Origin of the sequence: Rhodococcus sp. NPDC047139, assembly GCF_040643435.1 — a bacterium.
In the GTDB taxonomy this organism is placed as follows: Bacteria; Actinomycetota; Actinomycetes; order Mycobacteriales; family Mycobacteriaceae; genus Rhodococcus.
In genome coordinates, this window is the sequence record NZ_JBEYUH010000012.1 from 65,193 (window position 1) to 77,112 (window position 11,920).

Consider the following 11,920-nt stretch of genomic DNA (forward strand, 5'->3'; position numbering starts at 1 on the left):
CGGTGTGGACCGGACACGCTCCCGGCGGTCGGCGAGGCGGGGACGTCGAGCGCTGTGGCGCTGACCCGCGGCGAAGCGCCGGCGGTGTTCCCGTGTGCGGTTCCGGTACCACCTGCTACCGGAACCGCACACGAGCGGCCTCAGCTGCCGCGCTTGATCCACTCCTCGAGATGCGGCGACTCGGTGCCGATCGTGGTGCCGTCGCCGTGACCGGTGTGTACCGCGGTCTCGGCGGGCAGAGCGAACAGCTTGTCGCGGATCGACCCGATGATCGTCGGGAAGTCCGAGAACGAACGGCCCGTGGCGCCCGGACCACCGGAGAACAAGGTGTCGCCGGTGAACAGCTCACCCGCCTCGGGCAGATACAGGCAGGTCGAACCGGGCGAATGGCCGGGCGTCGCGATGGCCTGGATGTCGGTGCCGGCCACCCGGATCCGCTCTCCGTCCTCGAGCGAACCGTGCGCGACCCCCGGGTGCGTCATCTCCCACAACATGTCGTCGGCGGGGTTGAGCAGAATCGGGGCGTCGAGCTTCTCGGACAGTTCCGGTGCGACGGTGATGTGGTCGTTGTGCGCGTGGGTACACACGATCGCCACGACCTTCCTCCCCGCCACGGCGTCGATGATCGGTTGCGCGGTGTGCGCGGCGTCGATCACCACCACCTCCGAGTCGTCGCCGACGAGCCAGATGTTGTTGTCGACCTCCCACTCGCCGCCGTCGAGCGCGAAGGTGCCCGAGGTGACGACCCGGTCGACGCGGATCGGTGATGTGCTCACAGGACCACCACCGAACGGAGCACCTCACCGCGGTGCATGGTCTCGAAGGCCTTCTCCACGTCGTCGATCCCGATGCGCTCGGTGACGAACTTCTCGAGCGGCAACCGGCCCTGCTGGTAGAGGTCGACGTAGGTGGGGAAATCACGCTCGGGCAAGCAGTCGCCGTACCACGAGCTCTTGAGCGAACCGCCGTGCGAGAAGAAGTCGATCAGCGGCATCTCGAGGGTCATGTCCGGAGTGGGCACCCCGACGAGGACGACGGTGCCGGCGAGGTCGCGGGCATAGAATGCCTGCTTGTAGGTCTCCGGGCGGCCCACCGCCTCGATGACGACGTCGGCGCCGAAACCGTTGGTCAGTTCCTTGATCGCCTCGACCGCGTCGACCGAGGTGGAGTTGATCGTGTGGGTCGCGCCGAGGTCGGTGGCCCACTCGAGCTTCTTGTCGTCGCGGTCGACGGCGATGATCGTGCCGGCACCGGCCAGGCGCGCGCCCATGATCGCCGCATCGCCGACGCCGCCGCAGCCGATGACCGCGACGGACTGACCGCGGGTCACGCCGCCGGTGTTGACCGCAGCACCGAGACCGGCCATGACACCGCAGCCGAGCAGTCCGACAACGGCCGGATCGGCGCTCGGGTCGACCTTGGTGCACTGACCTGCATGGACGAGGGTCTTGTCGGCGAACGCTCCGATGCCGAGCGCGGGGGTGAGTTCGGTTCCGTCCTCGAGGGTCATCTTCTGGGTGGCGTTGAACGTCGAGAAGCAGTACTGCGGCTCACCTCGCTTACAGGCGCGACACTGGCCGCAGACCGCGCGCCAGTTCAGAACGACGAAGTCGCCGACGGCGACCGAATCGACACCCTCACCGACCGACTCCACGACACCGGCGGCCTCGTGGCCGAGCAGGAACGGAAACTCGTCGTTGATGCCGCCCTCGCGGTAGTGCAGGTCGGTATGGCACACACCACACGCCGCGATCGCGACGACGACCTCACCCGGCCCGGGATCGGGGATCACGATGGGGACGACCTCGACCGGTGCCCCCTTCGAGCGAGCGACGACTCCGCGGACTGTTTGCGACATGGTGTCTCCATTCGTGATGCGACCTGCGATGTGCGGTGATCTGACCCTAACCACTCCTGCGGCGCACTGCCCCTGGCCGTTCGGCGGGTCCGACCCCGTCGAACGACCAGGGGCACCTCGCCCGAGTACCGATCGTCCGATATGCGAATTTTCCTCGTTCTCTGTTCCGCTCCACACGAACGAAGGTCCTCGGAGAAATCCGTATCCATGTAACGCTCCGGCGACCCTGTACGAAAATCGTTACGACACTCCGCCCTTCGGCGGGTGAAATTCCACGGTGAGAAACGGATTGGTTGACGCCCATGGCACTTCTGAAGTCGCTGTCGAGTCGGAAGATCCTTGCCGGCATATTCGCCCCTACCGCATTGGGAGTCGTGGCAGCGGCCGCGATCGTGCTGCCCCAACAGGACACACCCACCGTTGCCGATCCGTATCTCGCCGGGCTCGCGAAGACGACCGATTGTCACGACATGGTCAGCCTGGGCATCGGCGGTCGCGGCGACATCCCGCGCGACCAGTCCAGGATGCTCGTCGACGAGAACGGCAACAGGCTCCCCGCTGCCCAGCAGGGCGCGTACCGCAGTCACTGGGTCGAACCCGTGATCAGTGCACCCCTCGGACAACACGAGGCCGATAACGGCTACGCAGCCATCTACATCGAGTACCCCGCCGATCTCGCAAGCTACGAGAACGCCGTGAACACGGGTGCCGAGAACACCATCAAGGTGATGCAGGCCATCCGGAAGTCCTGCCCGAACACCCAGTTCGCCATTGTCGGGTTCAGCGAGGGCGCCGACGTCGCCCGCCGTGCCGCGATGCAGATCGGCAATCAGGAGCAGACTGCGGACGGTGAGTGGGCGATCGTCGACCCGGCCGCCGTCAGCGGTGTCGTCATCCTCTCCGACGCGGGTCGCGGGGCGGGCGAGGGCTTCTTCCCGGGTGCCGACAACGACAGCAATCCCAACGGCTTCGACCGGCCGTACGAGCCGGGTAGCGGCGCCGTTCCCGGCCGCGGAGTGCTCCCCGACACCGGCGGCGGATTCGGTTGGCTCGACGGAAAGGTCGCCTCGTTCTGCTCCGAGGGAGACTTCACCTGCTCGGCACCGGAGAACATCGCGCTGATCGAACTCCTCGCGAACGTCGGCCGGCAGGTGAACGGCGACGCGCTCGAGCGCGAAGGACTCACTCCCGCGACCGGCGCCGACCTCGCCCAGGTGATCGGCAGGATCGCCCTGCTCGCACTCGCCGACATCTCGGCCGACGAAGACTGGATGCGTTCGGACGAGACCTTCCTCGAGGTGCTCATCAAGGTCTCCGACCCGAGCTACGACCCCGCGACCGCGCGCCCGACCACGCCGGCGGCCGCGGCTGCCGAAGAGGACGCCACCGGCGAGGAGGGTGCCGAGGCGCCCATCCCGGCGGAGCGACTGTCCAACCTGGCGTACCTGCCGGAGAAGATCGTCAAGGAGCTCGTCGGCTTCATCAGGAGCAACCAGAACACCCTCGCAGTGGTACTCGCCGACCCCTACGACCAGACCTTCGGCTACAACGAAGAAACCAAGGATCACTACGGCCACCACTTCGACTACTGGGACGACGACATCGACGGCAAGGGCACGTCCACCGTCGAGTACGCCGCCGCGTGGCTCGAGCACCTGGCCCGGCAGGCCAAGGCAGGCAACCAGGTCGACGTAGCGAAGGTCGACAAGGCCGCCGTGCTCATGATCGCCGAAGAAACGGCACAGGCCGAGACCACGGAGCCCACCACCCCGGCGCCTTCGCCCACTTCGAACGTCCCGGAAGGTGCACCGGCCGACGAGAGCGGACTGCCCGCACCCGTCGACGGAGCCCCGGCCCCCGCCGTGGTCGATCCGGCCGCGCCGGCCGTTCCTCTCGCCCCCGAAGCGGGCGTACCGGCGGCCCCGGCAGCCCCCACGGCCCCGCCCACGGGCTCGACGGAGGCCACCACCCCGGCCACAGGTGAGGCCACTGCGCCGACGACGGTCGAGACGACTCCGGGGACGGAGGAGAGCACCCCGACCGGCACGCCCACGACCAGCGTCGTCCCGACGACGACCAGCCCGGCGCCCCGGCCCGCTGCCTGACGAACGAGAACTCGGCGTCAGCTCGCGGCGCGGACCCCGGCCTCTGCACCGAGCGCCGCGGCCTCGCCGCGAGTACTGACGCCGAGTTTTCGTAGTACGCCGGCCACGTGGAACTTCACCGTCGACTCGCTCACGCCGAGCCGTTCGGCGATGACGCGATTGCGGCGTCCCGCAACGAGGTGTTCGAGCACCTCGATCTCGCGAGGGCCGAGAGCGGCGAGTGAATCGAGAGCGAGACCATCCGTCGCGGCGACCGGCAGGTCGAGGGGGAAACTCACCGCGACCCGCGTCCCCCAGCCGGGCGTCGACTCGGCCTCGATTCCGCCGCCGAGGGTCTCGACACGGTCGCGTAGCTGACGCTCGAGTTCGGCGACGTCGACATCGCCCTTCCCGTCGTCGCGCACGTCCACCAGCAGCGTCGAGTTGTCGCAGCTCCACGCGACGCGGACCCGCGTCACGTCGGTCTGGCCCGACATCGCCAGCACCGTCCCCCGGGCGATCGCCCGGGCGGCGTGTGCGACCTCGCCCGGCAGGCCCCGGCCACCCACCGGCGGCGCAACCATCTGCAGGTCGAGCGGCCGATGCCGCACCAGATCCCGTAGTTCGCCGTGCAGGCGGGCGAAAGCGGTGGTCAGAGCCTCCTCCGCAAGATCGCGGTGCATATCCACCGCCGAACGCAGACCGATCAGCGCTTCGGTCGCTGTTTCCCGCGCTGTCGTGCGCGCGCGGGTGTCGTCGAGATCCTTCGAGCGCAGGGTCGCGAGGATCGTCTCGAGAGTCACGGCATGGGATTCGGTGAGTTCGGCGACCGTTCGGGCCCGCTCGGCCGATGCTGCTCGCGACTCCGCGAGGTAGGCCGGACTCGCGGTGTGTACCTGCAACCGGATCCCCGTGGCGACCACACCGAACGCCGCCCGCACGAGTTCGAGGACTGCGCTCGTCGCCCGGCTCCCGCGGGGCACGAACAGCAACAGCATGTCGGTGCTGTCGAGGATCGCGCACACTTCCCGGTCGCGCCCTGCGATGCGGAAGTTCCCCCTGCGGATCTCCCCCACGGCGAGATCGCGCCGGACCCTGTCGAGTTCTGCGATCGTCACGCGGTCGACGATCGAGGGATCGCCCGCGACCTTCCGCGGTCTGCCGGTGCATTCCCTGGTGAAGATCACCATGGCGCTGTGGGGCGCGAGATCGTCGACGTAGGCCGAGAATCGCTGCGCGATCTCCGCGAGCGGACCGGTGAGGACGTCGCGTAGCTCGGCGATCAGGATCTCGGGTCGGCGGACAGCGTGGTTCACGTACCCACGATATCCGCAGGATTCGGCGCCGCGACCACCCTCTACCGCTCCACTTCGACTCCTCCGGGAACCTGCCGGAGGTAACATTCCCGACACTGGGACGACCATCGATGCTCGTCCGTGGGAGGTGCTGCGAACCGTGGCAAGTCCCCGATCCTCGACCGGGAACGCGGCCGACTCCCGCGTTCGCGGCAGGTCTGCGGCCACCGTGCCCGATCTGCTCCTCGATCGGGTGGCCCGCTCCCCGGAAGCCGTCGCCTACCTGCGTCCGGAGGGTGGTCACTGGCGTCCGTCGACCTGGTCGGAGGTGCGCGAGAGAGTCTTCGAGTTCGCGGCGGGATTGATCGCTCGCGGTGTGGAACCCGGCATGCGCGTAGCGATCTGCGCGACCACCTGCTACCGGTCGGTCGTCGCCGATCTTGCCATTGCATGCGCGGGCGGCGTCACCGTCCCGATCTATCCCGGAACACACGACGAGGAGGCGCGGTCGCAGATCCAACGTGCGCACGCCGTGCTCACGATCGCCGATCGGCCCGTTCCCACGGCTCCCCTGCAAAGACTCGACCGTCTCGGCGAACTGGTCACCCAAGGCCGCCGTCTGCTGCGCAGCGAGCCCGACGCCGTCGACCGGCGTATCGCGGCGTGCTCACCTGACGACCAGGCCGCACTGGTCTACACGGCATGCGAGAACGGACGCACGAAGGGCGCGTGCCTGACACACGGGGGCACGACCTACGGTGCACGCGCCGTCGCGCAGACCGGCATGATCTCGTCCTCGGACCTCCAGTTGCTGTGGTTACCGCTCGCGCACGTCTTCGGCCGGTCGCTCCTTCTGATGGCGATGCACGCGGGCGCGAGCACCGCCCTCGACGGGCGCGCCGATCGTGTCGTCGCGAACCTGCGAAAGGTGCATCCGACCTTCCTCGGATCGGTCCCACACGTGCTCGAGAAGATCGCGCGTCTCGAACGCCACCAACTCGGGGGTCGACTGCGCTTCGTCATCTCCGGTTCGGCACGGCTGCCCCGTGAGATCGCGGACCGGCTCGAACAGCTCGGCGTACCGGTGCTCGAGGGTTACGGCATCACTGAGACCTCCGGACCGTCGTGCGTGAACCTGCTCGGGGCACGCCGACCCGGAACGGTCGGCCGTCCGTTGCACGGCACGAAGATTCGTATCGCCGACACCGGCGAACTCCTCGTCCGGAGTCCCGGGGTGATGACCGGATACGACGACGATCCCGCAGAGACCGCAGCCGTGCTCGATGCCGACGGCTGGTTCCACACGGGTGATCTCGCCGGGGTCGATGCCGACGGTTTCGTCACCGTCACCGGCCACCGTAAGAACACCTTCAAGACCAGCACCGGAAAGTATGTGGGGCCGGCCGCCCTGGCCGACCGCTGGCGTCGGATGTGTCCCGGCAGCGAACTCGTCGTGGCCGGGGAACTGCGGCCGTACTGCACCGGCCTGGTCTTCACGACAGCCCCCGACGCGGTGGTCGCAGCCGCGGTGGAGCAGTTCAACGAGCGATCCGATCCCTGGGAACGCATCCGCCGGTTCGTGACGGTGCGCATTCCCCTCGACAGCGCCGATCTCGATTCCTCCGGGCGGCCGATCCGCGATCGTCTGCTGACCCACTACAGCCACCTGATCGACGAGTTGTATACGCAGGGTTGCCGCGCCGGCCAGGACGGGTCGGGACCTACCGAAGATCTTGTGAAGTAAGGTCCACCTAAGCGCAGGTCGGCGTACCGCCCGGAGGGCCGGCCGGCCGCCCCGCCACCACCCCTGCCGAGGAGAACGCACATGGCTCGAAGTCTTCGTCCCGTCGAGGTATTCCCGATCACCACGCGGTATCTGACCGTGCTCCGCGTGTCGGACGTGAGTCCGGGCATGCGCCGGGTGACGCTCGGAGGCGAGCAACTCCGGGCCCACGTCGCAGCGAACGGCTTCCCGGTCGCCGCGTTCCGCTCGGACGGCGTCGACGACGAGTTCAAGCTGATGTTCAAGCATCCCGACCTCGACGAAGCACTCGGCCCGAGTCAGGCCGACGGCGTGGTGAACTGGCCGCGCGATCCGAAGCTGCTCATGCGCACCTACACAGTGCGACGCTGGGATCCGGTTGCCGGAGAGATCGACGTGGACTTCGTACGGCACGGAGTGGGTCCGGCTTCGAGCTGGTCGTACCGAGCAGAACCCGGCGAGACGATTCAGATCGCCGGACCGAAATCCTCGGCGGGGCACCCTGAAGGGGTCGCCTGGACGCTCGTCGCGGGCGACGAGACAGCACTGCCGGCCATCGGGCGATGGCTCGAGAACTGGCCCGAGGGAGCACGCGGCCAGGTCTTCGTCGAGATCGCCGACGAGTCGCACCGCCAGGATCTCCCCGTCCCGGACGGGGTGGAGCTGACCTGGCTCAGCCGCGACGGCGCCGAGCCGGGCACGACGACCCTGTTGTTCGATGCGATCCGCGGCGCGGAATGGTGGGACGGCACGGTCTTCGCGTGGGTGTCCGGTGAGACGCTCACGCTCACCCCGATCCGCCGGTGGTTGCGGAACGAGAAGGGCCTGCCCAAGGAACAGGTGGAGGTGACCGGCTACTGGCGTCGCCAGGAGGTCGCGGTGTCGGAATCCGACGCATCCCTGCCCGATTTCGAGGCGACCGAGGACGAGCGCGACCGGTTCGACGAGTTGGCCGAGATCGCACCGGGTTTCGCGCTGCGGGTCGCGGCGACCATCGGCTTGGCGATGGCCTTCGACGCATCACCACGAACGCTCGACGAACTCGCGGCCAAGACGGGGACGGATCGAACCGGCCTGGGCAAACTGCTGCGCTATCTCACCGCGGTAGGTGTGGCCGAGGATCTCGGCGAAGGCCGGTTCCAGCTCACCGGAGTCGGGCGCGAACTCGAGGACGATCATCATCTGGAGGAACTCCGGCTCGACGGCGTCCATGCGCAGCGAGAGCTTGCCGGCATGCTCGCGCTCCTGGCCGCCGTCCGCACCGGCAGCGGGGACGACGTGCGGCGGTTCGGGAAGAGCTTCGCGCAGCGGGTCGCGGACGATACCGCGCTGCTGACGGACCGGCTCGAACACGAAGCCGAGACGGCCGTCTACTTCGCCGGTGCCCTCGCGGCGAAGGTGCCCGCCGACGTCTCGACCGTCGTGGTCGCCGGTGAGGCCTCGGCGTCCTATGCTCGGGCCCTCGTCTCCGCGCATCCGGAGACGCACGTGACCGTGGTGGCCGCGCCCTCGGAGATCGAGATCCTGCGCCGCATCCACGGCGAGCACGAGCGGGTCGCATACCAGCCGGGCAGCATGCTCGAGGCCCGTCCCGAGCCGGTCGATGCGGTGCTGCTGACCGGACGGTTGAACGAACTGCCCGACGCCGACGCGGTCCACGTGCTGAAACAGGCGGCGGCCGGGTTGAACCCGGGCGGACGGGTCCTCGTCTTCGGCGACGTCCTCGACGAACTCGCTCGTGACCACGACTACGAGGACGACCTGATCGACTTCGCGCTCAGTGGTGGCGGCGGCCGTTCGCACGAGGAGTACCTGGCTCTGTTCGACGCGGCCGGCCTCGCGGCACCCGAGCGCGCGACGGTGGGTTGGGGCCTGACGCTGTACACATCCGTCAGCGCGACGGACTGAATGTCGCGGCTGCAGCGGCCTCGCGACCGGCGGGGCCGCTGCAACGCTGCGAGCAAGCATCTTCGAAGGGTGGAGCTAAGGGGACTCGAACCCCTGACCCCCACACTGCCAGTGTGGTGCGCTACCAGCTGCGCCATAGCCCCTTGCACGGTGAACGGGATGCCACCGAAGACTACTACAGGCGAGAGTATGCACTCTCGCCTGTAGCGATCTTGTGGAGCTAAGGGGACTCGAACCCCTGACCCCCACACTGCCAGTGTGGTGCGCTACCAGCTGCGCCATAGCCCCGTATTCGGTTGTACCGTCGCGCTCCGGTGACCCCTTCGCGCTGAAAGAAAACTACACCATCGCGCTCTACGCCAACAAATCGGCTGGTAGACGAAGCGACGGTGGTGGGAGTACACGGGCACCCGGGCTCCCACCACCGCGCGGTCTAGCCGACGACTTCGGCCACCCAGTTCTCGTTGCCGAGGGCATCGACGACGGTTCCCTCGTGCACGACGGCCGGGGTGCCGGCCGCTCCGGTCGTGGCGAGCAACTGCCGACCCGCCTCGGCGTCGGCTGCGGCCTGCTCGACTCGCGCACCGTCGGTGATGCACTGAACGGCCTCGTCGGACGCACCGGCGTCGCGGGCCATCTGCGCGAGCCCCGCGTTGTCGATGTCACCGTTGCCGCCCTCAGCGGGCTGGTTGTCCGGCGAGAGCAACTCGTCGTGGAATGCGGAGAACGCACGTGCGTCGCCGGTCTCCGCGACGCACTGCGCCGCCGCCACGGAGCGGGTCGAATAATCGCCGCTGCTCGAAGCCCGGTCGAGGAAGGCGAGCATCCGGTAGCGAACGGCCAGCTGTCCCTCGTCGATCGCCTGGGCGATCTCCTGCGAGTGCTTGTGTTCGAGTTCCGCGCAGTACGGGCACAGCGGATCCTCGTACAGGTCGACGGTTGTCGCGGCGTCGGGGCGGCCCAGCAGGATCGCACCGTCGTCCTCGACCGCGACCTGCACCGCGTCGTTCTGCACGGTGCCGTAACCGTCGTTGCGGGCGTCACTGCCACCGGACGTCAGCAGGACACCGCCGATGACGAGTACGGCGATCACCACGACCGCGACGCCACCGAGAATGTAGGTGAATCTGTTCGACGTGGGTTCCGGTGAGTACTTTCCCGACGGAACCTTCTTCGCGCTCACGAATACTGCCCTCTGTTCTTCGGCGAACTCTTCGACTTCACTCTGCCATCGTCGGCTGAGGGGCCGCTGAGAGGGAAGCCCTCGAGCCAGGTCCGAGTGCGAACCACGTCCGCGGGAACACCACCAGCCACACCGACATCGCCAGGAACCCGAAATCCCGGGCGAGTTCGACCGCGTAATCCCGGGCGTCGATGCCCTCGACCACACCACCTCCACCGAAGCATCCACAGTCGATCGACAGACCACGCGCCCACGCCGAGAAGATCGCGGCAATGAGAGCGACCAGCCCCAGTGCACTGAGCACTGCCGCAGGGCGGGTCGCCAGCCCCACCAGAATGATCAGGCCCAGAACCAGCTCGAGCACCGGAAAGACGGCGGCGAACGGCCGTACCAGGTCTGCCGGAAGGATCTGGTACGCCCGTACCGCCACTACGGTCTGCGTCGGGTCTGCGAACTTGATCCATCCGGAGACGAGCCACACGGCTGCCAGACCGAAACGTGCGAGCGTGGAGACGAGACGAACCCACATACCGCCGACACTACCGAGCGAGTGCCTCAACGCGCGGTGTCGCCGGTCACCGGAATCTCCGGCTCCGCTGTGCGGGTGCGCCCGACGACGAACCACGGCACGGTCGCGAGGAGCATGATCACGCCCGTGACCGCGAAAGCTGTCGAGTACGACAATCGGTCGGCGAGGAATCCGGCGGCGATGGGGCCGATCACCGCACCGATATCCGCGGTCATCTGGAAGGCGGCGAGCACCGGCCCCCCGCGCGCCTTGCTACCGACGACGTCGGCGACCGCGGCCTGTTGCGAGGGATTGGCCAGCCCCGAACCCATACCCGCCACGATCGAGGTGATCAGGAACCACACCATGTTTTCGGTGAATCCCATCAGGATCGTGCTGACCCCGCACACGATCAGGCCGGACAGCACGAAGGGCCTGCGCCCGAATCGGTCGGACAGTTTGCCGGACTTGATGAGAACGAGCGCATTGCCCACGGCGAAGGCCGTCAGGGCCATACCCGCGAACGCCTCGCCCTCCTCGAGCGCTTCGACGACGAACAGCGGCACCATGGCCACCCTGACCCCGAAAACCACCCAGCCGTTGGCGAAATTGGATCCGAGTGCGGCGCGGTAGACGGGCGACCGCAGGGCGTCGCGCAGGCTCATGGTCGGCACGCCCTCCCCGGTGTCGGGACGCGCGAGGTGCGAGGTGCGCAAGCTGATCCCTACGACCGCGGCCGCGACGAGCAGCGCCACGGCGTAGATGAGGAAGGGTGCACGCAGCCCCAGCCCTATGAGGGCCCCTCCCACGAGCGGGCCGAGGATGTTACCCATCAGGAAGCTGGTCGCGTACAGACCGGACACCCGGCCGCGAGCGTCGGGCGGAGCAATCCGCACGAGCAGCCCCAACGCCGACACCGTGAACATCGTCGATCCGATGCCGCCGAGTGCCCGGAACACGAGGAGTTGCCAGTAACTCTCGGCGAAGGCGCACGCGCCCGTCGACAGCGCGACGATCAGCAGGCCGGTGATGTAGACCGGCCGCTCCCCCAGCTTCTGCACCAGCGTGCCGCTGGCCGGCGCGAACAGCAGGCGCATCGCCGCGAACGACGAGACGACGACGGTCGCAGCCGTGACCCCGACGTCGAAACTACGCGCGAACTGCGGCAGCGCGGGAGCGACGAGACCGAAACCGAGCGCGATGACGAAACTCGCGACGACCAGAACCCAGATTTCCCGCGGCAGTGCCGCGTCACGTGTCCGCATGATGCCCATGATGTTAGCGATGCGCACGACCTGGCTCGGGCGCGCGGTCGGCGACCG

At 68.1% G+C, this 11,920-nt stretch carries 9 protein-coding genes and 2 tRNA genes; 3 read left to right on the forward strand and 8 right to left on the reverse strand.

Annotated features, from left to right (window positions below; genetic code table 11):
- Positions 1–140 precede the first annotated feature (140 nt).
- Together ABZ789_RS16130 and ABZ789_RS16135 are read right to left on the reverse strand one after the other, a co-directional pair.
- Entirely contained in the window at positions 141–776 is a 636-nt protein-coding gene (locus ABZ789_RS16130; protein WP_358425348.1) for an MBL fold metallo-hydrolase, read from the reverse strand.
- A complete protein-coding gene (locus ABZ789_RS16135; protein ID WP_358425350.1) occupies positions 773–1,858 on the reverse strand; it encodes an S-(hydroxymethyl)mycothiol dehydrogenase in 1,086 nt (361 codons plus the stop codon). The genes ABZ789_RS16130 and ABZ789_RS16135 overlap by 4 nt, the downstream gene beginning before the upstream one ends.
- A 302-nt stretch (positions 1,859–2,160) precedes the next feature.
- On the opposite strand from ABZ789_RS16135, the gene ABZ789_RS16140 reads away from it, so the two are divergent.
- Positions 2,161–3,963 carry a cutinase family protein gene (locus ABZ789_RS16140; protein ID WP_358425352.1) on the forward strand — a complete coding sequence of 601 codons (1,803 nt, stop codon included), beginning with the start codon at positions 2,161–2,163 and terminating at the stop codon, positions 3,961–3,963.
- A gap of 17 nt (positions 3,964–3,980) precedes the next feature.
- Here ABZ789_RS16140 and ABZ789_RS16145 read toward each other — a convergent pair whose 3' ends face one another.
- Positions 3,981–5,258 (reverse strand): LuxR C-terminal-related transcriptional regulator, encoded by a 1,278-nt coding sequence (locus ABZ789_RS16145; protein WP_358425354.1) that lies wholly within the window; start codon positions 5,256–5,258, stop codon positions 3,981–3,983.
- 139 nt (positions 5,259–5,397) lie between these two features.
- On the opposite strand from ABZ789_RS16145, the gene ABZ789_RS16150 reads away from it, so the two are divergent.
- The gene (locus ABZ789_RS16150) at positions 5,398–6,981 is read left to right on the forward strand and encodes an AMP-binding protein (protein WP_358425355.1); all 1,584 of its coding nucleotides are present in this window, start codon (positions 5,398–5,400) and stop codon (positions 6,979–6,981) included.
- 81 nt (positions 6,982–7,062) lie between these two features.
- Positions 7,063–8,907, forward strand: coding sequence for a siderophore-interacting protein (locus ABZ789_RS16155; RefSeq protein WP_358425357.1), 1,845 nt, complete (start codon positions 7,063–7,065; stop codon positions 8,905–8,907).
- A gap of 70 nt (positions 8,908–8,977) precedes the next feature.
- On the opposite strand, the gene ABZ789_RS16160 is transcribed toward ABZ789_RS16155, so the two are convergent.
- The 5 genes from ABZ789_RS16160 to ABZ789_RS16180 form a co-directional block, all read right to left on the reverse strand.
- Positions 8,978–9,050: transfer RNA gene (locus tag ABZ789_RS16160), tRNA-Ala, on the reverse strand.
- Between the two features lie 72 nt (positions 9,051–9,122).
- A tRNA-Ala gene (locus ABZ789_RS16165) sits at positions 9,123–9,195 on the reverse strand.
- A 145-nt stretch (positions 9,196–9,340) separates the two neighbouring features.
- Positions 9,341–10,090: a DsbA family protein gene (locus tag ABZ789_RS16170; protein WP_358425359.1), complete on the reverse strand. Its 750-nt coding sequence runs from the start codon at positions 10,088–10,090 to the stop codon at positions 9,341–9,343.
- A 37-nt stretch (positions 10,091–10,127) separates the two neighbouring features.
- The gene (locus ABZ789_RS16175; protein WP_358425361.1) at positions 10,128–10,619 is read right to left on the reverse strand and encodes a MauE/DoxX family redox-associated membrane protein; all 492 of its coding nucleotides are present in this window, start codon (positions 10,617–10,619) and stop codon (positions 10,128–10,130) included.
- A gap of 26 nt (positions 10,620–10,645) precedes the next feature.
- Complete coding sequence (locus tag ABZ789_RS16180) at positions 10,646–11,863, reverse strand: MFS transporter (protein ID WP_358425363.1); 1,218 nt, start codon at positions 11,861–11,863, stop codon at positions 10,646–10,648.
- Between the last annotated feature and the right edge of the window lie 57 nt (positions 11,864–11,920).